Annotated in this window: 17 protein-coding genes; 8 read left to right on the top strand and 9 right to left on the bottom strand. The window is 57.4% G+C overall.

What is annotated here, in order from left to right; translation table 11 throughout:
• Positions 1-128: 128 nt before the first annotated feature.
• Both CA948_RS11000 and CA948_RS10995 read left to right on the top strand, forming a co-directional pair.
• On the top strand, positions 129-896 hold the full coding sequence (locus CA948_RS11000) for a crotonase/enoyl-CoA hydratase family protein (RefSeq protein ID WP_094195784.1): 768 nt from the start codon (positions 129-131) through the stop codon (positions 894-896).
• A 39-nt stretch (positions 897-935) separates the two neighbouring features.
• The gene (locus CA948_RS10995) at positions 936-2456 is read left to right on the top strand and encodes a fumarate hydratase (protein ID WP_042483647.1); all 1521 of its coding nucleotides are present in this window, start codon (positions 936-938) and stop codon (positions 2454-2456) included.
• Positions 2457-2783: 327 nt separating this feature from the next.
• Here CA948_RS10995 and CA948_RS10990 read toward each other — a convergent pair whose 3' ends face one another.
• Positions 2784-3371: a TetR/AcrR family transcriptional regulator gene (locus CA948_RS10990; RefSeq protein ID WP_035271028.1), complete on the bottom strand. Its 588-nt coding sequence runs from the start codon at positions 3369-3371 to the stop codon at positions 2784-2786.
• A gap of 132 nt (positions 3372-3503) precedes the next feature.
• Between CA948_RS10990 and CA948_RS10985 the strand changes: the two genes are divergently transcribed.
• The 3 genes from CA948_RS10985 to CA948_RS10975 all read left to right on the top strand — a co-directional run bounded on the left by CA948_RS10985 (position 3504) and on the right by CA948_RS10975 (position 6417).
• Positions 3504-4706: an MFS transporter gene (locus CA948_RS10985; protein ID WP_108728019.1), complete on the top strand. Its 1203-nt coding sequence runs from the start codon at positions 3504-3506 to the stop codon at positions 4704-4706.
• A 24-nt stretch (positions 4707-4730) separates the two neighbouring features.
• Positions 4731-5942 (top strand): MFS transporter, encoded by a 1212-nt coding sequence (locus CA948_RS10980; RefSeq protein ID WP_108728018.1) that lies wholly within the window; start codon positions 4731-4733, stop codon positions 5940-5942.
• A gap of 196 nt (positions 5943-6138) precedes the next feature.
• Positions 6139-6417: a hypothetical protein gene (locus tag CA948_RS10975; protein ID WP_230019077.1), complete on the top strand. Its 279-nt coding sequence runs from the start codon at positions 6139-6141 to the stop codon at positions 6415-6417.
• Between the two features lie 180 nt (positions 6418-6597).
• Here CA948_RS10975 and folK read toward each other — a convergent pair whose 3' ends face one another.
• Genes folK through hda form a run of 4 tightly spaced genes read right to left on the bottom strand, consistent with a single transcriptional unit; the run spans position 6598 to position 9873 of the window.
• Positions 6598-7050 carry a 2-amino-4-hydroxy-6-hydroxymethyldihydropteridine diphosphokinase gene (gene folK, locus CA948_RS10970; protein ID WP_108728748.1) on the bottom strand — a complete coding sequence of 151 codons (453 nt, stop codon included), beginning with the start codon at positions 7048-7050 and terminating at the stop codon, positions 6598-6600.
• Positions 7051-7079: 29 nt separating this feature from the next.
• Positions 7080-8459, bottom strand: a complete 1380-nt coding sequence (gene pcnB, locus CA948_RS10965; protein ID WP_108728017.1) for a polynucleotide adenylyltransferase PcnB — start codon at positions 8457-8459, stop codon at positions 7080-7082.
• 10 nt (positions 8460-8469) lie between these two features.
• Positions 8470-9171, bottom strand: a complete 702-nt coding sequence (locus CA948_RS10960) for an HAD family hydrolase (protein ID WP_094195789.1) — start codon at positions 9169-9171, stop codon at positions 8470-8472.
• 3 nt (positions 9172-9174) lie between these two features.
• A complete protein-coding gene (gene hda, locus CA948_RS10955) occupies positions 9175-9873 on the bottom strand; it encodes a DnaA regulatory inactivator Hda (RefSeq protein ID WP_094195790.1) in 699 nt (232 codons plus the stop codon).
• 54 nt (positions 9874-9927) lie between these two features.
• On the opposite strand from hda, the gene purM reads away from it, so the two are divergent.
• A complete protein-coding gene (purM, locus tag CA948_RS10950) occupies positions 9928-10977 on the top strand; it encodes a phosphoribosylformylglycinamidine cyclo-ligase (RefSeq protein WP_094195791.1) in 1050 nt (349 codons plus the stop codon).
• A gap of 285 nt (positions 10978-11262) precedes the next feature.
• Complete coding sequence (locus CA948_RS10945; RefSeq protein WP_094195792.1) at positions 11263-12723, top strand: NCS1 family nucleobase:cation symporter-1; 1461 nt, start codon at positions 11263-11265, stop codon at positions 12721-12723.
• 106 nt (positions 12724-12829) lie between these two features.
• On the opposite strand, the gene miaA is transcribed toward CA948_RS10945, so the two are convergent.
• Complete coding sequence (gene miaA / locus CA948_RS10940; RefSeq protein WP_108728016.1) at positions 12830-13768, bottom strand: tRNA (adenosine(37)-N6)-dimethylallyltransferase MiaA; 939 nt, start codon at positions 13766-13768, stop codon at positions 12830-12832.
• Positions 13765-15633, bottom strand: a complete 1869-nt coding sequence (gene mutL, locus CA948_RS10935) for a DNA mismatch repair endonuclease MutL (RefSeq protein ID WP_108728015.1) — start codon at positions 15631-15633, stop codon at positions 13765-13767. Before mutL ends, miaA begins: the two co-directional genes overlap by 4 nt.
• Before the next feature lie 145 nt (positions 15634-15778).
• On the opposite strand from mutL, the gene CA948_RS10930 reads away from it, so the two are divergent.
• Positions 15779-16429 carry a VTT domain-containing protein gene (locus CA948_RS10930; RefSeq protein WP_094195794.1) on the top strand — a complete coding sequence of 217 codons (651 nt, stop codon included), beginning with the start codon at positions 15779-15781 and terminating at the stop codon, positions 16427-16429.
• A 69-nt stretch (positions 16430-16498) separates the two neighbouring features.
• Here CA948_RS10930 and CA948_RS10925 read toward each other — a convergent pair whose 3' ends face one another.
• Positions 16499-17473 (bottom strand): FAD:protein FMN transferase, encoded by a 975-nt coding sequence (locus CA948_RS10925; RefSeq protein WP_108728014.1) that lies wholly within the window; start codon positions 17471-17473, stop codon positions 16499-16501.
• Positions 17454-19637 carry a PepSY domain-containing protein gene (locus CA948_RS10920; RefSeq protein ID WP_108728013.1) on the bottom strand — a complete coding sequence of 728 codons (2184 nt, stop codon included), beginning with the start codon at positions 19635-19637 and terminating at the stop codon, positions 17454-17456. The genes CA948_RS10925 and CA948_RS10920 overlap by 20 nt, the downstream gene beginning before the upstream one ends.
• Positions 19638-19639: the final 2 nt, after the last annotated feature.

The raw sequence follows: 19639 nt of genomic DNA, 5'->3' as shown, positions 1-19639 counted from the left end.
AAGGCCGCTGTGTACCGGGCGGTCAAGTTGTTTTTAGACGTATCATATGCGTTTGTCCAAATACGGCTTATTTGCTGACCCGATCTTGAAACACAATCCCGGGCAGCAGTCTATAGGAGGCTAGGTCCATGAGTGAACTTGTCACGCTTGAACGTATCGGCAAGGTGTTGTTGATTACCTTGAACCGTCCCGAGGCACGCAATGCCATCAACCTGGAAACGGCGCAGGCGCTGGCTCAGGCTCTGGATGAGTTTGATGCCGACCCCAGCATTGCCGTAGGCGTGCTGACCGGTGCCAACAATACGTTCTGCGCCGGTATGGATCTGAAAGCCTTTGCCAAGACGGGGCAGCGCCCCTATGTAGGCGACCGCGGCTTTGCCGGTATTTGCGAGCGCCCGCCTGCCAAGCCATTGATTGCCGCTGTGGAAGGCTACTGCCTGGCCGGTGGTTTTGAAATTGCCTTGTCCTGCGACCTGATTGTTGCGGCCGACAGCGCCAACTTTGGTCTGCCTGAAGTGAAACGCGGCATCGTTCCTGGATCGGGCGGCATGGTGCGTTTGCCAAGCCGCGTCCCTTACCATATGGCCATGGAAATGGTGCTGACCGGCGGGATGTACCCCGCGGCCCGTATGGCAGAACTTGGGTTGGTCAGCCGTCTGGCCGAGCCAGGCAAAGCCACCGAGCAGGCCCTGGCACTGGCCGAGCAGATTGCTGCCAATGGTCCTTTGGCTGTGCAAACTGCCAAGAGCATTATTTCCCAGTCGCGCGACTGGCGTCAGTCGGATCTGTTTGATCTGCAACGCCCTCGTATCGCTGCCATCTTCACCTCTGCAGACGCCAAGGAAGGCGCGACGGCCTTCGCTGAAAAGCGCGAGCCTGTCTGGCAGGGCAAATAGTTTCCCCTTGTTCATTCCGTTTTTTATATAGACGCCACCATGACCACGATCAAAGAAGACGATCTGATTCAGTCCATCGCTGATGCGGTGCAGTTCATCAGTTACTACCATCCCACCGACTATCTGGAGCATCTGGCCCGCGCCTACGAGCGCGAACAGAACCCGGCGGCCAAAGATGCCATCGCCCAGATCCTGACCAACTCGCGCATGTGTGCCGAGGGCCACCGCCCCATCTGTCAGGACACCGGGGTGGTGAACGTATTCCTGAAAGTGGGCATGGGTGTGCGCTTTGATACCAAGCGCTCCTTGCAGGAGCTCTGTGACGAGGGGGTACGTCGCGGTTATCTGAATCCGGATAATCCGCTGCGGGCCTCCATCCTGAACGACCCCTTGTTCACGCGCAAGAACACGCGCGACAACACACCCTGTATTGTGAATGTCGAACTGATCGCTGGGGATCAGGTCGACATTCAAGTGGCAGCCAAGGGTGGTGGTTCAGAAAACAAGAGCAAGTTCGTGATGCTCAACCCCAGCGATTCTCTGGTTGATTGGGTACTCAAGACCGTTCCTACGATGGGCGCTGGCTGGTGTCCTCCGGGCATGCTGGGTATTGGCGTTGGCGGCACAGCCGAAAAAGCCATGCTGATGGCCAAAGAAGCCCTGATGGAAGACATCGATATGTACGAGCTGCTGCAACGCGGCCCGCAAAGCAAGCTGGAAGAGCTGCGTATCGAGCTCTACGAGAAGGTCAATGCCTTGGGTATTGGCGCTCAAGGTCTGGGTGGTTTGACGACTGTGCTGGATGTGAAGATCAACACCTTCCCGACCCACGCCGCTTCCAAGCCTGTGGCCATGATCCCCAACTGTGCGGCAACCCGCCACGTGCATTTCTCGCTGGATGGCAATGGCCCAGCCGAGCTGGCACCTCCACCGCTGTCGGCCTGGCCTGACATTCACTGGGCACCGGACTACAACAAGTCCCGCCAGGTGAATCTGGATGAGCTGACCCCTGAAGAAGTGGCTTCCTGGACGCCAGGTCAGACCTTGCTGCTGTCGGGCAAGATGTTGACGGGCCGCGACGCCGCTCACAAGCGTATTCAGGACATGCTGGAAAAGGGCGAGTCCCTGCCAGTGGACTTCACCAACCGTGTGATTTACTACGTGGGCCCGGTTGATCCTGTGCGTGACGAAGCCGTGGGTCCAGCAGGCCCAACCACCGCCACTCGCATGGACAAGTTCACCGAGATGATGCTGGCCAAAACCGGCCTGATCTCCATGATCGGCAAGGCCGAGCGTGGCCCAACCGCGATTGAAGCCATTCGTGCTCACAAGTCGGCTTACCTGATGGCCGTGGGTGGTTCTGCGTACCTGGTATCCAAGGCCATTCGCAATGCGAAAGTGGTGGCTTTTGAAGACCTGGGCATGGAAGCCATTTACGAGTTCGAGGTTCAGGATATGCCTGTGACCGTAGCCGTGGATTCGCAAGGCGTGTCCGTGCACAACACTGGCCCGGCCGAGTGGCGCAAGCGTATTGCAGAGATCTCTTTGGTCGCTGTGTAAGACGTGAAGTGGGAAGCTTGGGCTTCCCGGCTTTGTCGATGAAAAACCCGCATGAGTGTTTCTGGTCTGCTTGTAAAAGCAGTGTCGGCACAACATTCAATGCGGGTTTTTTTTATGGCTGGCGTTTATGTGGCCTTTACTTGCTTGCCAGGACGTTTCGGCTTTTGGGACGGCTCATTATCGCCGCAAAAGCCAGGACCGTATATTTCTCGCCGCTCAAGAAGTCGCGTAAAACAGAATTCGATTTGTTGATCTGCCTGTCGCTAGAAGCAGATACTCCCAGGCCTGCTCTTTGCCGGGACTCTGGCTGCTTTGAGCATCACCCGTTCAGGACTTGATCAGCAAGCCGCGCAGCAACAAATCCAGTGCTGCCAGCCCCTTCACCAAGCGGGCATCGCCATCCTCTCCCTGGGCAATCCAGAATGCGGCTTCAGCCAGACTGCCGTAAATCAGGGAAGCCAGGGCGTGGGGATCGGCCTGTTCAATCCGGCCTTGATCCATCAGTGCCTGAATCAGGCCTTCCATGGAACCGACACAATATTGATGTGATTCGGGTGAGGCGCCACCCAGTACGGCTTTGGCATCACACAAGACAATGCGCTGCATTTCGGGCTCCAGTGCCATTTCCAGATAGGCATGGCAGCGGCGTACAAACCCGTCCCAGGCATCCTCGGCATTGTTTGAAATAGCCTGCAGGCGTTCATCCATTTCTGCATCGATCTGATCGACCACCGCCGCCAGCAAACCTTTTTTGTCGCCGAAGTGATGGTAGAGCGCGCCGCGTGTCAGACCTGCTTGGGCCGTCAATTCGTCCATGGATGTGTCGGCATAACCACGCTCTGCAAAGAAAGTGCGGGCGGTGGCCAGCAGGGTGGCGCGGGTTTCTTCCATCTCGGCGCGGGTACGGCGTGCCATAGTTTCTCCTTACATACGGACTGAATGTATATTTACATGCGCGACGTATGTATATATCATTTAAACATACGCCTTGTATGTATTGTCGACGCATCACCGTGTCGTGGCAAGCGGGCGTCCACGGAGAATGTAATGGCTCAGCCTTATCGAGAACTTTTTGCCGCGCCCGGCACACGGGGTTTTGCCCTGGCCGGGCTGCTGGCCCGGATTCCGCTGCCCATGATAGGGATAGGAATCATCACCATGCTGTCGCAATTGCGGGGCAGCTATGCCTTGGCGGGGGCGGTGTCCGCCACTTTTGTCCTGACCTATGCGTTGGTGTCGCCGCAGGTGTCCCGTTGGGTGGACCAGCGTGGGCAAAGTCGTGTCCTGCCGCTGGCAACAGCCATTAGTGTGCTGGGCCTGCTGCTCTTGTTGGGGGCGAGCTGGTGGCAAGCGCCTGATTGGATCTTGTTTGCAGGCGCGGTGCTGGCTGGTTTCATGCCCAGCATGTCGGCCATGGTGCGTGCACGCTGGACGGCGATTTACCGTGGTCAGGATCGTTTGCAAACGGCATATTCGTTGGAAACCGTGCTGGATGAAGTCACCTTTATTGCCGGGCCGCCTTTGTCGGTGGGCTTGGCGGTTCTGGTGTTTCCGCAAGCGGGTGTGCTGGCTGCTGCGCTATTACTGATTGCGGGTGTGTTGGCTCTGCTGCTCCAAAAGGGGACTGAGCCACCGATTCAAGTGCAGGAGCAGGGCAGTCGCCCTTCGGTTCTGCGTCTGAATAGTGTGCGCCTGTTGGCCTTGTTGATGCTTGCCATGGGTGTGATCGTGGGCACCGTGGATATTGTCAGCGTGGCCTTTGCCGAGCAGATGGGGCAGCCGGGGGCGGCCAGTCTGGTGCTATCGGCTTACGCCTTGGGTTCTTGCGTGGCGGGTCTGGTGTTTGGTGGTTTGAAGCTGAATATTCCTTTGCATCGTCTGCTTTTAATAGGTGGTTTGGCTACCGCTGCCACGACCTTGCCTTTATGGCTGGTGGCCAGCGTGGCTCAGTTGGCAGGGGCGGTCTTGCTGGCTGGTCTGTTTTTCGCTCCCACCATGATTGTTGCCATGTCGCTGGTTGAGCGTGTGGTGCCGGAGCAGCAATTAACCGAGGGCATGACCTGGTTGCTGGCTGGTCTGAATATTGGTGTGGCCATGGGGGCTGCCGCTTCGGGACAGATGGTGGATCAGGGCGGAGCTAGTTCTGGTTTTATGGTCGCGCTCTATGCCGCTGCCTTGATCGTCTTGCTTGCCTTGTTCAGCCATCAACGTTTGCGCAAACCTGTAACGGCTCGTTCCTGCGCTGTTTAGCCTTCTTTCCTTGAATATTTAGCGATGAATACCTCTTCTCTATCCATGGCCGGGCAGCCCGGCAAGCGGCAGTCCTGGTTGGCGGTTGGCGCTGTTGGCTTGGCCACCTTTTCAGTGGTCACCACAGAAATGTTGCCCGTAGGTTTGTTGACCTCCATTGCAGACAGCTTGCAGACCTCTACGGGGACGGCTGGTTTGTTGATTTCCTTACCTGCCTTATTGGCCGCTTTGTTTGCGCCGCTGGTAGTGCTAGCTTCTGGTGGCGTGGATAGGCGACGCATCCTGTGCGGTTTGCTGGCCTTGTTGGTGGTGGCCAATATTGCGTCTGCCCTGGCTCCCAGCATTGTCTGGATGCTGGCTGCCCGTGTACTGGTCGGCTTTTGCATGGGAGGGATCTGGGCCATTGCAGGTGGTTTGGCCTCTCGTCTGGTTCCGACTCAGTCTGTGGGGTTGGCAACCTCGATCATCTTCGGTGGGGTCGCCGCGGCTTCTGTATTGGGCGTGCCCTTAGGCGCCTTGATGGGCGATCTGCTTGGGTGGCGTTGGGCCTTTGGCGGCATGGCGCTATTGAGCGCTTTGGTGCTGATCTTCCATCTGGCCGTGATTCCTCCTCTGTCTGTGTCGTGCTCGACCACATGGCGTCAGTTCGTCGAGCAATTTGGCAATCGGCGGTTATGGTTTGGCTTGCTGCTGACCTTGATGCTGGTTGCGGGGCATTTCAGCGCGTTTACCTTTGTGCGTCCTCTTTTGCTGTCTGTTTCGGGCATAGGCTCTGAATGGATAGGGGGCTTGTTGTTCGCTTATGGTGTGGCCGGGATTGTGGGCAATTTCCTGATCGGGATTTCGGCGGCGCAACGCACTGAAGCCAGCTTGATGGCGATAGCGTTGGGTATAAGCATCACTGCTTTGCTTTTCTTGACAGTGGGTGGTTCACCGCTGGGTGGAGGTGTGATTTTGCTGCTTTGGGGCCTGGCCTATGGCGGGGTGTCGGTTGGGCTGATGAGCTGGATGATGAAGGCTGCAGCCAATGCTGTTGAGGTCGCCACTGCGTTGTACGTAGCTGTCTTCAATATCGGCATAGCGCTTGGCTCCTGGCTGGGTGGGCAGTTTGTGGACGCCTATGGCTTGAGTGCAAATCTGGGGCTGGCTGGCCTGGCCTCTTTTGTTGTGTTTTTGCTGCTGTTCGGAATAATTTTGCGACATAAAAGCTGTGCGAAAAAACAGGGCTCAGACTGATTTTCCCGGTCCAGCAAGGGCGCAAGCGCGGGTTATTGCTTATTGGTGACTTGGAGCAGCACTGCGACGATGTTTGTCAGAACTCCTTGAAATATTCTGTACATTGTTATGTTGTACGGTATAGGGATGCTTTCTGGCTGACCTCCCCTTATGGGCACACAATGTCGGTATGGGTGGTCTTAATTAAGGGCCTTGTATGACGCAACTTCAGCGCTCCACAACTATTCCGCAGCTCAACCCCACTATTTGGAACACTCTTGAGCTCGTGCGCTTACGCCAAACTCCCTGGCACAAGAAACAAGCCGTTTTTGAACAATTACAGTCGCTGGGATTAGTCCAAGCCATCCCGCAAACGACGCAAACGCCTTCCCCTTTTCCCGCTCCTTTGATTGCCATGTTGACCGAAGAAGGGCGGCAACTGCTGGAAGCCCGATCCAATCATCAGGACGCGCTGATCAAGCTCTTGGACGCCTAGCGCGCAAAAAAAACGTTAATAGGCCGGTGTCGATGACAGCGGCCTGTACAGCGTTTGCAGGGAGTCTTTCTTGCTCGCTCCAAGGAGCTGGCCGGGGTGTAGTCACCCCTTATTTCAGTCACTAGCAGCCTTGTCACGCATTGATGACGCAAAAAGGTGGCAAGTTGATCCTGCGTGCAATTAGTCCAGGCGCCAGATGCCCTGGTCTTTCACCGAGTCCAGCAGGGTGCTTATGTGGCCTTGGGCCAGTTCAAGTTCAGGAGCCAGATCGGCCAGTGGAACCAGCACAAAGGCACGCTCGTGCATGCGGGGATGTGGCACGATCAGCCGTTCCGTATTGATCTGCTCTTGCCCGTAAAGCAGCAAGTCCAGATCCAGGGTACGGGGTGCATTACGGTACAGGCGTGTGCGGCCGTGCTCTTGTTCGATGTGTTGCAGACGGTCCAGCAAATTCTCGGGAGCCAGGGTGCAGGTGAAGCGGACGACAGTATTGACGTAATCCGGGCCACTGGAATCGACGGGAGCCGTGCTGTAGAAATGGGCCAGCGTCAGATCCTGAATACCGGGAGTAGCGGCCAGTTCAGCCGCTGCTGTTTCCAGAGTTTGCCGTGCCTCACCCAGATTTGCGCCCATAGCCACAAAAACGGTGGTGTTGCCTGGGATCACGATTCGTTTGCGCCTGCTGAGTTGCTGCGCTTGGCATTGGAGCGGCGACGACGTGTGCGGCGCTGACCACTGCGCGAGCCAGTGGCGGCGGTGCCAGCAGGTTTGCGCACGGCGATCATGGCGCTGCGCTCTTCATCGCCCGCATCAGCCAGATCCATCCACCATTGTGCCTGTACGCTATCGATCTCTTTGGCTTCGGCGCGTAGTTGTAAAAAGTCCACAGCGGCACGGAAACGAGGTTGTTCCGTCATGCGCCAGATGGCGCGATTGGCGATGCGTTCAAAACGGGGCTGCATGAACCAGATTTCGCGCATATCCGACTGGAAGCGCTTTTGAATCGGCATGATGCGGCTTTGTTTTTCCAGGATTAGGTCGGCGGCCTCCAGCAAGGCTTGCTGGGGATGCATGTCCTGAGCGCTGCGTCGGTCCCACTCCTGCTTGACCAGCTTCCAGAGCAGGCAGGCATAGATAAAGCTGGGGCTGACCGATTTACCGGCGCGAACGCGGGTATCGGTACGGGCCAGGGCCATATCCAGAAACTCCGAGCCACCGGGCAGGCGCTGCACCGGCTCCACCATGGGCAAGAGCTTGCTGTGCAGGCCCAAGGCTTGCAGGCGCTGGATGCAATCCATGGCGTGGCCGCAGTTCAGCAGCTTGAGGGTTTCGTCAGCCAGACGGGATTCGGGCACGTTCTCGATCAGGCGCGACAAGGAACGAATCGGCGCGTCGGTCGTGGGTTCGATGGTGGCATCCAGCTTGGAGGCAAAGCGCACGGCGCGTAGCATGCGGACCGGGTCTTCACGATAGCGGGTTTGCGCATCACCAATAATACGTACCTGACGGTCTTTCAGATCGGCCACCCCGTTGTGGTAGTCGATGACGGTTTCGGTCAGAGGATCGTAGTAAAGCGCGTTCAGCGTGAAATCACGGCGGGCAGCATCGTCTTCGATGGTGCCGTACTCGTTGTCTCGCAGGATCCGGCCATGTTCGTCGGTCTGCTTGCCGCTATCGTCAGCCCGGAAGGTCGAGGTTTCGATAATTTCCTGGCCAAACACCACGTGAACCAGGCGGAAGCGGCGGCCAATAATGCGGGCGCGACGGAACAGGGGGCGGATTTGCTCGGGCGTGGCGTTGGTGGCCACGTCAAAGTCCTTGGGTTCCAGGCCCACCAGCAAATCGCGCACCGCGCCGCCCACGACATAGGCTTGATAGCCTTCGTGGTTCAGCACTTCGCACACTTTGATGGCATGACGTGAGACCAGACGCCGGTCTATGCCATGTTCTTCACGTGTGTAGCGGCGCGGCCCTTTGGGACGCGCGCTTTTGGCTGGTTTGAGCAGCCGGTCGACAAATGTTTTTATTGTTCGCTTGAGCATGCGTCTGATTTTACGATTTGCTGTCCATCATGTCAGCGAACAAATCGATGACGAGCCAATTACGTTCGGTCGCCACGGCGCGCAGCTTGTCGCTGGGGTTGGTCGCCACAGGGTCGGTCACCACTTCCATCAGGGGCAGATCATTGGGCGAATCGCTGTAGAACCAGCTGCGCTCGAAGTCAGCCAGAGATTTGCCCATGGTTTGGAGCCATTGCTCCACACGGGTAATCTTGCCAGCCTGAAAGCTGGGCACACCGCTGATCTTGCCGGTGTAGCGGCCATCTTTCATTTCAGGGGTAGTGGCGATCAAGTGGTCTACGTCCAGTGCAGCGGCAATGGGACGCGTCACAAATTCGTTGGTGGCCGTCACAATCGCTACCAGATGGCCCTGGTCCTGATGCTGGGCCAGCAGCTCGCGGGCAGCGGGGCTGATCGAGGGCAGGATCACGGCCTGCATGAATTCGTCTTGCCAGGCCAGCAACTCTTCCTGGCTGGCGTTGGTGAGCAGGCCCAACATGAATTCGGCCGATTCTTCGGCCGTCAATAATCCCTGGTTATAGCGTTCCATCAGGTCTTCATTCAGACGGATGGCTTCGGCGGGGTCACCGACGCGGCCAGTACGGGCCAGGAAGTCAGCCCACTGGTAATCGCTATCTAAAGGAAGCAGAGTGTGGTCCAGATCAAACAGGGCAATAAAAGAAGAAGCAGTCATGACTCAACTAGAAGATTGGGTCTGGCTGTTGGCCAGAAGTTCTTTGAGCAGGGGTAAAGTGATGGGGCGTTTCTTTACCAGTGAATAGTTGTCCAGCGCATCGATCAGTGCGCTCAAGCGGTTCATATCGCGATCGTAGTGAGTCAGTATCCAACTGAGCACTTCCGCTTGCAGTTGCAGCCCACGGGCAGCGGCCCGCTGTTGCATGGCTTCGGCCCGGTGGGCGTCCGACAGGTATTCCAGTCTGAATACCAGGTCCCAGCCCAGTCGTGTTCGCAAGTCCTCGCGTACTGACATGGTTTTGGGTGCCCGGTCGCCGGAGACCAGCAGCGTGAAGGCGTCGGGCCGGGTGGCCGACTCGCGCCAGCGATTGTACAGTGCAAATACGGCAGCCTGTCCGTGCTTGTCAAAACGTTCGATATCGTCGATGGCCAAGAGGCTGGGAGGAGCTTTGTCATCCGTGGCGATGTCAAAGATGGGCTGGGAGGGAGTATCTGAACTAAAATAGCGGCTGTCGTCTTGACTGGCCATCGCCCGCAGCAGATGTGTTCGACCTGCGCCGGGTGGTCCCCACAGGTAAACCGCGCGTCCTGGACTGCACTGACGCAGAGCCTGCAACGCAGCCTGATTCGCTCCGGCAACAAAGTTGTCCAAAGAGGCAGGCGGTGCTGGAGATATATCCAGAATCAGTTGCTCGGTCATGTGTCGTACAATTTCGTCCAACTCGCAATTTTCACATATCCCACGGCTTTTCCCATGAAAAACACTACTTCTGTTTCCTTGACCTACCGCGATGCAGGCGTGGATATCGACGCGGGCGATGCCCTGGTCGATCGTATTAAACCACTGGCTGCCAAAACCATGCGTGCAGGCGTCATGGCTGGAATCGGAGGCTTTGGCGCTTTGTTTGAAGTGCCTACCCACCTTAAAGAGCCCGTTCTGGTGTCCGGCACCGACGGTGTTGGTACCAAACTACGCCTGGCATTTGACTGGCAGCGCCACGACACTGTGGGTATAGACCTGGTGGCCATGAGTGTCAACGACATTCTAGTCCAGGGCGCAGAACCCTTGTACTTTCTGGATTATTTTGCCTGCGGCAAGCTGTCAGTCGATACGGCGGCTCAAGTGGTGGGTGGCATTGCCAAGGGTTGTGAACTGTCCGCTTGCGCCCTGATCGGTGGCGAAACGGCAGAGATGCCCGGCATGTACCCCGAAGGCGAATACGACCTGGCCGGTTTTGCGGTGGGTGCGGTGGAGAAATCGCGCATTATCGACGGCAAGTCCATTGTCCCCGGTGACGTGGTTCTGGGCCTGGCATCCAGCGGTGCTCACTCCAATGGCTACTCTTTGATTCGCAAGATTCTCAAGCACGCCAATGCCAAGCCTACCGACGAGCTGGATGGCCGTCCTTTGGCTGACGTGGTTATGGAACCCACCCGCATTTACGTGAAATCCGTGCTGGCCGCCTTGGCTGCCCACGGTGCAGACATCAAGGGCTTGGCTCACATCACGGGCGGCGGTTTGCTGGAGAACGTGCCACGCATTCTGCAAAAGCACCTGACTGCCCGCCTGAAGCGCGATTCCTGGACCATGCCTGCCTTGTTCCAGTGGTTGCAAAGCAACGGTAACGTGGCCGACGAAGAAATGTACCGCGTGTTCAACTGTGGTATTGGCATGATCATCATCGTTCCTGCAGACAAGGCAGAGGCCATCAGCGCCACCTTGTCCGAGCAAGGTGAAACCGTCTACCAACTGGGCGAAATCCTGGAACGTCAGGAAGGTCAGGCGCAGACTGAAGTGGTCTGAAACCCTCGGATCTTTCCGTGAATAGAAAAGCCAGCTCAATGAGCTGGCTTTTTTTATTTCTGCGTCTGCTCCCGAAGCCCGCTGTATTAGCGCATCGAATCTGGTGTATTTGATTTTCAAATAAGGTTTATATGAAAGTAATTATGCTGTTTTTCGAGCTAATCCGAATTTAAGTATTACTCGTACATTCCATAATGTTCCCCGGCCAGCAAGGCTCCTACAGTAGCGGCAAGAGCATAGAAATATTAGCTGAAATGTTAGAAGCAATTTCTGAGGGGAAGAAAAATGGAGCATAGCGATTTATCCTTGAAGGACCCGCATCCATCCTTGCATAACGAGGATCTGGCGCCTTTGCCGCGACAAAAACGTTTGTGGGGCTGGTTCGAGATTTTCAACGTCTGGTCCAACGATATTCAAAGTCTGTTTGGCTATACCCTGGCCGCCACCTTGTTTATTTCTTATGGTCTGAATGGCTGGGCCGTGTTTGCCGGCATCTTGCTGGCCGGTTTTATTGTGATGGGCCTGGTGAACCTGAGCGGTAAACCCAGCGTGTTGTATGGCGTTCCCTATCCTGTGATCGCCCGTATCAGCATGGGGGTGAAGGGCGCCAAGTTTCCTGCCCTGGTACGCGGGATTGTGGCTATCTTCTGGTACGGCGTGCAGACCTATTTTGCCTCTACCGCCTTGGCTTTGTTGTTCAATGCCTTGCTCGGCCACCCCGGAGGTGCTCTGTTCCTGGGGCTGGATTGGGTGGGCTGGTTGTCTTACATCGTGGTCTGTGTCTTGCAACTGGGTATTTTTCTGATGGGCATGAAGTGGATTACGCGCTTCCTGAATTGGGCAGGTCCCTTGGTGTACCTGGTGATGTTCGCGCTGCTGGCGGTGATTTGGTACAAGGCAGGCAGCGGTCTGCTTGATAAAGTAGGCGAGATTTTTGCCGGTAAGGGCACTTATGAAGGCGGCCCCTTGATGGCCTTTGGTGCGGTGGTGGGGACCATGGTGGCGTACTTTGCCGCTGTCGTGATCAATTACGGTGACTTCTCGCGTTTTGTGAAAGACGAGCGCAGCATGCGTATCGGTAACTTCATGGGCTTGCCCGTCAGTCTGGCCGTGTTCTCCTTCCTGGCCTTGTTCATTACCGCTGGTACGGCTGTGCTGTTTGGTGAAACCTTGACCAACCCCACCGATATTGTGGATCGTGTCGATAGCCTGGTTCTGACGGTCATTGCGGCTTTGACCTTCTTTGCCGCCACCGTCGGTATCAACCTGGTGGCGAACTTCATTCCGCCTGCTTTTGACCTGGCCAATCTGAAGCCCGAGCTGATCTCCGCCAAGATGGGCGGTATTCTGACTGCTGTCATTGCTTTCTTTATCGGTGCTCTGTGGCTGCCCTTGATCAGCGCCATCGGGATCACCGGCTTTGTGGATACCTTGGGCGCCTTGCTGGCCCCCTTGTACGGCATCATGATTGTGGACTTTTACTTGATTCGCAGACAGCGGGTGGTGGTGTCGGATCTGTTCTCCCTGAAAGAAAGTGGTGCCTACTACTTCCAGAATGGTTGGAACAAGCGTGCCATGATCGCTTTTTTCCTGGCGGCTGTGTTCTCGGTGGCGACGGTGTGGGTACCCGCACTGGCGAATATGGCCGGTTATGGTTGGTTGATTGGTGCCTTGTTGGGCGGTGCGTTCCAGTACCTGGCGATGCGCACTCAAATCCAGCCCAAGCTGAACGGCGCTTCGGTGTAAAAACGGAGTTTGGATAAAAAAAGCGGTCTTTTTGAACAGTCCCTGGCAGTTGGATACTATCCGGCTGCCAGGGACTGTTCGTAAAAACGAGGCTGTTATCTGAGTATCAAGCTGGCCAGATCTGGCGTGCCGCTTGCACAATCTGCTCGGCGGCTTGCGGGTTCTGGCAGTTGAATTGCTGACGCTCGGGTTCGGATCGCAGCCAGGTCAATTGGCGTTTGGCCAGTTGGCGAGTCGCGGCAATAGCCTGTTCAATGGCCAGGTCCAGGCTGACTTCGCCGTCCAGATACGACCACAGTTGCCGATAGCCCACACAACGAATAGAGGGCAGGCCGGGATGCAAGTCAGGGCGCTGATAAAGCTTCTCTACTTCCTGCAGCAGCCCTTGTTTGATCATGTCTTGATAGCGAACCGCAATACGTTTATGCAGCCAGGATCGGTCTTCCGGTTCCAGGCTCAGGGTGACGTACCGATGGCTGCCTTCTTGAGGCTGGGCCTTGTCCTTGAGCCAGTCGCTCATGGTTTTGCCGCTGATATGGAAAATCTCCAGCGCACGTTGAATGCGCTGGCTATCGCGTGGAGCCAGTCGGGCGGCTGTTACCGGGTCGATGCGGGTCAGTTCCGCGTGCATGCCGGGCCAGCCAATTTCCTGGGCGCGTTCATCCAGTTGCTGGCGAATGGCAGGGTCGGCCTGTGGCAAGTCGTTCAAGCCCTCACGCAAGGCTTTGTAATACAGCATGGTGCCGCCACATAGGACGGGATAATGCCCGCGTGCCTGAATCTCCTGAATCAGTCGGGTGGCATCGGTGGCGAATTCCGCCGCCGAATAACTTTCAACTGGGTCGCGAATATCCAGTAAGTGGTGGGGAATGGCCGCTTGTTCTTCGGCGCTGGGCTTGGCGGTGCCAATATCCATGTCACGATAAATCGTGGCCGAGTCCATCACAATCACTTCAATTGGCCAGTGTTGCGCCAAGGTGTGCGTGCTTGCGCTTTTGCCGCTGGCCGTCGGGCCGGCCAGGCACAGAATGGGTAAATCGTTCATTGTCCACGCATAAAAAGTTTGTCCAGCTCGCTGAGCTTCCATTGGAACCAGGTGGGGCGGCCGTGATTGCACAGGTCGGCCCGATCAGTTTGTTCCATCTTGCGGAGCAAAGCGTTCATCTCGGGAATGCTCAGGCGGCGATTGGCACGTACCGCACCATGGCAGGCCATGGTCGAGAGTAGTTCGTTGCGCTGTTCATCCAGATGGCGTGACGAGCCTACCTGGGCCAGATCGCGCAGCACGGCACGGGCCAGGGATTCGATATCGCCTTGCGCCAGGAGGGCAGGGACGGCGCGCACGGCCATCGTGGTGGGGCCTGCCGGGCTCATGCTCAGACCCAGCTCGGCCAGGGTCTCCTGATGCTCATCCAGTAAAGCGATATCGCTTTCCGAGCAGCCAAAGACCACGGGGACCAGCAAGTCTTGGCGAGGTAGCTCACGACCATCCAGCGCCTGCTTTAACTGTTCGTAGACCACACGTTCGTGGGCGGCGTGCATGTCCACCAGAATCATGCCTTGACGGGTTTCCGACAGAATGTAGATACCGTGCAATTGGCCCAGCGCCATGCCCAAGGGAAATTCGTCGGTCGGGCTATCCGTGTCGCTTTGATAGTCGGTGACGGGGGTGTTGCTGGAAACAGGCTCAATCGGGCGGTACATGCTTTTCCAGTCTGCACCACCTCCGGAAGGTTCGCGCATGTTGAAGCTGGATTGCCAGCCTTGGCGAGCCGGATGGCTATATGGCATGGCGGGTTCGCCGCTGGTATAGGAGCCGCCTGCTGCGCCAGGAACGGGGGAAGGGTAGGGTGTCTCTGGCGCTTGGGGCTGGGTGGCACCTTCAGGCAAAGGCATGGCGGCAATAGGCGTTTCACCGGCCATACTGCCTTGCGCCAAGGTTTGTCCCACGGATTGCAGCACAAAGCGGTACACGGCACCACTGTCACGGAAGCGGACTTCGTGCTTGGCCGGGTGTACGTTTACATCCAGTGTGGAGGGGGCAATGTCCAGAAACAGGGCATAGGCGGGTTGGCGATCCCCATGCAGCACATCGGCATACGCACTGCGTATGGCATGAGACACGGTACGATCGCGCACAAAGCGGCCATTCACAAACAGGAACTGCTTGTCTCCACTTGGGCGAGCGTGGGCAGGGTGAATCACCAGACCACGCAAGCTGATCAGGCCTTGTTCCTGGGCGACGGGCAGGCTTTGCTCAATAAACTCTTTGCCCAAGATATCCAGCAGGCGCTGTTCCAGCGTGCCACTGCGCCAGTGGCGCTGGGGTTTGTCATTGTGAAACAGGCGAAAAGCGATTTGTGGCTGTGCCAGGGCAATGCGCTCCAGCGCAGTCACGCAATGGCCGTACTCCGTGCCTTCCGTACGCAGAAACTTGCGACGGGCGGGGATCTCGTCAAAGAGCTGGCGTACATCCACATGCGTGCCGATCTGCCCAGAGGCCGGTTGAGGTTCACTTTGGCCTAGCGAGTACTCCCAGGCGTGTGGGTCGTCCTGGGTGCGCGAATTGATCGTCAGACGGGCGACCGAGGCAATCGAGGGCAGGGCCTCACCCCGAAAGCCCATGGACGCCACAGACTCCAACTCTTCGAGCGAGCGAATCTTGCTGGTGGCATGTTGCAGCAGCGCCAAGGGCAATTCTTCTTGCGTGATGCCGTGACCATCGTCGCTGACAGAGATGCGGCGGATACCGCCGCCGTCCAGACGAATTTCGATGGCACTGGCACCGGCGTCAATGGCGTTTTCCAGCAGTTCCTTCAGCACAGATGCCGGGCGCTCAATAACCTCACCGGCTGCAATTTGGCTTACAAGCAAGTCAGGGAGTGGGATAATACGGCGTCTTGATGACATAGGGCGGCTGGCCTTGTGTGTATTCAGGGTTGAACCATACACGTTCAACGGGTTTCAAACGGTAGCGGCTTATTTTAACCGCTTGATCTATGGTGTCGGTCTGGTCAGTATTGGGCTGACTGGATTGTTATTTTGGTGTGGAACTATGCCCGATTTACTCAGCATGATCCTTCATATTGACCAATACCTGGGGGTGTGGGTCGAGCAGTATGGGGCCTGGATTTATCTTGTTCTGTTCTTGATTATATTTGGCGAGACCGGGCTTGTGGTTCTGCCTTTCCTGCCGGGCGATTCCTTGCTGTTTATTGCTGGAGCCTTTGGCGCTTCGGGCATGCTGGACCCGGTGATGCTCGGTGGCCTGCTGATCGTGGCGGCGGTGCTGGGCAATACCGTGAACTATCACGTGGGGCGGTATATAGGCCCGAAAGTCTTTACCCAGGAATCCCGATTCCTGGATCGCCGTGCGCTGGTCAAAACCCATGCTTTCTATGAAAAGCATGGTGGCAAGACCATCGTCATTTCCCGCTTCCTGCCTCTGTTCCGTACCTTCGCGCCTTTTGTGGCGGGAGTGGGGCACATGAATGCCTGGCGCTTTCAGATGTACAACATGACAGGCGCGGTTTTATGGATTTGCAGCTTGATTACGCTGGGCTACTTCTTTGGTAACGTGCCTTTCATCAAGGCGCATTTGAATACTATCGTGCTGATTGGTATTGCGGCTGCCGCGGTGCCTGTTGTGGCCGGGGCCTTGTGGAAGATCTTCAAACGCAAGAGCAAGGGTGATGCCGCTTTATAGGCTGTCGAGTCCGCTGCCTGATACGACTGGGCCGTGCGAAAACGGGACGCTAAGGCGTCCCGTTTTTCATCATGCCTTTGCTGGCGATGCTGGCGCTTCGCTAAACCGCCCCAGGCCAACGGTGGTCAAACGATTGTCACGACGCAGTAGCCAAAGCGCTTCTATGCCCATGCGTTGTGCCAAGGCCATGCCATCGCTGCCGCTGACCAGCAAGGCGGTGGCCCAGGCATCGGCCCGCATGCAGTCTGGCGCCAGAACAGTTACGGACGCGATATCGTTGCGCACAGGTGCGCGATGCCTGCTATCCATGGTGTGTGCGACTCGGATATCACCGAGCTGTAAAAAGCGCCGATAATCGCCCGAGGTGGCGATGGACAGATTATCCAGTTCAACCACGCTGTGAGTGGAGCGCCGTCCATCCTGGGGGTATTCGACCGCTACCGCCCAAGGCTGGCCATGACACTGGCTGTTCAGGGCGCGAAGTTCTCCGTCCAGGGCCAGCAAGGCGTGATCAAGGCCGTGCTGACGCAGCACCAGGGCCATACGGTCTACCGCATAGCCTTTGGCGATCCCGCACAGGTCTAGCTGTAGGGGAGCGTGTTTGATGGCGCGGCCGGCGGCCATATCCAGTTCCAGTGTTTCGTAAGCGGGGGTAGAACCTGCTTGAGCGGCACGACGGATGGCGGCAGCATCGGGCTCATGTCGGGCGGGGCCAAAACCCCAGGCATCTACCAGGTCCCCCAGGCCAGGGTCAAAAGCGCCCTGGCTGCGACGATTGATCTCCAGGGCACAGGCTAACACCTCAAGTATTTCTGGGGGCAGGTCCAGCCATGTACCGGGAGGGGTCCGGTTGAGCCGATTTAGCTCGCTGTCGGGCAGCCACGGGGACATTTGCCGATCCACTTGGTGAACGGCCTCTGCCAGCGCTTGTTGCAGGTCTGCTACCTCCACGGCATCGGTCGTTTCCACAAGGGCGGACCAGCGCGTGCCCATGGTTGGGCCGTTCAGTGTCAGGCGTCGAACGTCAGAAGAGGTCTTCGGCATAGCGCCCGTTCTCCTTGAGCCAGGCCAGGTTTTTGCCCATATCCATCAGAATAGTGTCCAGTTCTTGTCTGATTGCCTGAGCCATGGGGCGGCTGCCACAAACACGCACAAGCGCGCCTTTTTCCAGAAGGGTGCGGATCTGTTGGGCGTCACGCTGTACGGCGTTCTGTACATAACCGCCACCATCAGGCATTCGGGAGAAGCTTGTGTGCAATTGGTGTAGATGGCCCTGGGTCTGCCAGTCTTTGAGCTCCTTTTCAAAATAATAATCCTGTTTGGAATCACGAGTACCGTAATACAGGTACATGGGACGATGTCGCCTATTGTCGCGAATGAAACCGGCCAACGGAGCCACCCCGGTGCCCGCGCCAATCAACACCACCGGGCTTCGGGAGCCGGTCAGCGTGAAGCCGGGGTTGGGCCGGATGAAGGCTTGAATCTGATCTCCGATCTGCAGGCGATGCAAATACGGAGAGCAAACACCACCGCTTGTGTATCGCACACAGATTTCCACGAACCCATCCTGTTTGCCTGAGGCCAGTGAGTAGTAGCGTGGGACTGACTGTTCGCCGGGAGGAAGAACGCCCAGCAGGTCTCCGGCTGCGAAGCGGGGCACTGGCTGGTCGGGCAGCGCAAAGCGCAGGATGACGGCGGGCTGACCCGTAGCACCGGGAAAGTCCTGGCGTGACAGCAGTGTCAGGGTTGCCATGCGCGGCAAACGAGGCTGGTAGGCAAGCGGCACAGCTTGCCCCAGCGCGTCAGAAAGGCTTCGTCCCCAGCGAGCAAACTCCTGGGGAGATTGCTGATGAATACGCTCTAGCGCCAGCAAAGGTTTCCATCCCCGCTCCCGCAAGGCGTGCTCGAGCGTGTTGGCAAATCCGCAAAAGTCAGGAAACTGTCTATCCCCAAACCCTAAAACCGCGACTTGAGCATCAGTGGGCGGCTGGCTGGCGATCTGTTTGAGTGCTTTTTGTGCGTGGGCGGGCGGCTGGCCTTCACCGTAAGTGGCGGCCAGGATATATACCTGGCGGGCCGTTGGTGGTACTCGCCAGTTCTCCAGCGTGGTGGTATGTACCTGACGACCCATGGCTTTGAGTGCGTCGTGCAGCGCTTGCGCAAACCCCCAGGTACTGCCGCCCTCACTGGCGACAAAAATCAGACTGTCGGCCTGGGCCAGTGGGCTATTGCCTTTAAGCGTGGGACGGCTGCGGCGCGCTTGCCACCACATTAGGATACCTGTGTACCAGAACAAGGGTATGCACGCTGCCGATAGGCCAAGAAAAATGGCCCACAGCCAGGCTCCATCTCCGGTATGCAAGAGCAAGATCCAGTCGTAGAGGCGTTGTGCCAGGGTCGACGGCTCCCAGGCCAAGGTCTGACCTTGGTACTGGTCCGCCCAGCCTTGGCCCTGAACAGTGAGAACGCGCCAAGTGTCTTGAGGGTCCTCATGTGTTGGTAGATTGAGCCGTTGCAGATCCTGCACACGTAAAGTCTGCAACAGGTCGATCTGGCCCGGTGGAAGCGGCGGCTGTCCGGTGGCTTGCGAGCTCACTTCGGGCTCCGTGCTCGGACTTAGCGTGATCAGCTCGAACGTGCTGGCGCTCATGTAAAGGGCCGTGGCTGAGGACAGGGCCAGGATCAATAAAATGACCCTGCCGCTCAGTACATGCAGGCGTTGGGGGAGGGTGCCACGCACGGGCCCGGTAAGTCCCCGCCAGCCACCCATTCGACGCAGCAGCAACACCAGTCCGGACACAGACAGGGTCAACATGGCCAGAGCAACCATGGCTGCTGTAATGCGTCCTGGGTCGTCCATCAAGAAAGTGCGATGCAGGTTTTTGACCCAACGCGGCAGCAGGGAGGCCTGGTAGTCTCCCAGGATTTTGCCGTCTGCCGGGTCCACACGTATGGCCCGGGCTTGTCCGTTCTCAAACGCATAGACCACGAAGATGCCTGATGGCAGATGACGAATTTCTTCTGCGCCAGGGACAGTGCTCTTTACGCGCTCCACCAGTGTGGCAAGCGGCAGGTCGGACTCGGTGGGAGCGGCCTGCAGGGCGTTGCGCAAGGGCTCAAGTGCCAACATCGTGCCTGTGATGGCCAGTACCAGCGCGAGGGTGCCTGCTACCAGTCCCAGCCATCGATGGACGAATCGCCAGATCATGT

Origin of the sequence: Alcaligenes aquatilis (assembly GCF_003076515.1) — a bacterium.
Lineage (GTDB): Bacteria > Pseudomonadota > Gammaproteobacteria > Burkholderiales > Burkholderiaceae_B > Alcaligenes > Alcaligenes aquatilis.
Note: the sequence above shows the minus strand (reverse complement) of the source record. Positions and strands in the feature narration are given on the sequence as shown.

Coding starts and splice junctions, on each gene's coding strand:
- CA948_RS11000 (WP_094195784.1), top strand. CDS start 129: ATGAGTGAACTTGTCACGCTTGAACGTATCGGCAAGGTGTTGTTGATT.
- CA948_RS10995 (WP_042483647.1), top strand. CDS start 936: ATGACCACGATCAAAGAAGACGATCTGATTCAGTCCATCGCTGATGCG.
- CA948_RS10990 (WP_035271028.1), bottom strand. CDS start 3,371: ATGGCACGCCGTACCCGCGCCGAGATGGAAGAAACCCGCGCCACCCTG.
- CA948_RS10985 (WP_108728019.1), top strand. CDS start 3,504: ATGGCTCAGCCTTATCGAGAACTTTTTGCCGCGCCCGGCACACGGGGT.
- CA948_RS10980 (WP_108728018.1), top strand. CDS start 4,731: ATGAATACCTCTTCTCTATCCATGGCCGGGCAGCCCGGCAAGCGGCAG.
- CA948_RS10975 (WP_230019077.1), top strand. CDS start 6,139: ATGACGCAACTTCAGCGCTCCACAACTATTCCGCAGCTCAACCCCACT.
- folK (WP_108728748.1), bottom strand. CDS start 7,050: ATGGGCGCAAATCTGGGTGAGGCACGGCAAACTCTGGAAACAGCAGCG.
- pcnB (WP_108728017.1), bottom strand. CDS start 8,459: ATGCTCAAGCGAACAATAAAAACATTTGTCGACCGGCTGCTCAAACCA.
- CA948_RS10960 (WP_094195789.1), bottom strand. CDS start 9,171: ATGACTGCTTCTTCTTTTATTGCCCTGTTTGATCTGGACCACACTCTG.
- hda (WP_094195790.1), bottom strand. CDS start 9,873: ATGACCGAGCAACTGATTCTGGATATATCTCCAGCACCGCCTGCCTCT.
- purM (WP_094195791.1), top strand. CDS start 9,928: ATGAAAAACACTACTTCTGTTTCCTTGACCTACCGCGATGCAGGCGTG.
- CA948_RS10945 (WP_094195792.1), top strand. CDS start 11,263: ATGGAGCATAGCGATTTATCCTTGAAGGACCCGCATCCATCCTTGCAT.
- miaA (WP_108728016.1), bottom strand. CDS start 13,768: ATGAACGATTTACCCATTCTGTGCCTGGCCGGCCCGACGGCCAGCGGC.
- mutL (WP_108728015.1), bottom strand. CDS start 15,633: ATGTCATCAAGACGCCGTATTATCCCACTCCCTGACTTGCTTGTAAGC.
- CA948_RS10930 (WP_094195794.1), top strand. CDS start 15,779: ATGCCCGATTTACTCAGCATGATCCTTCATATTGACCAATACCTGGGG.
- CA948_RS10925 (WP_108728014.1), bottom strand. CDS start 17,473: ATGCCGAAGACCTCTTCTGACGTTCGACGCCTGACACTGAACGGCCCA.
- CA948_RS10920 (WP_108728013.1), bottom strand. CDS start 19,637: ATGATCTGGCGATTCGTCCATCGATGGCTGGGACTGGTAGCAGGCACC.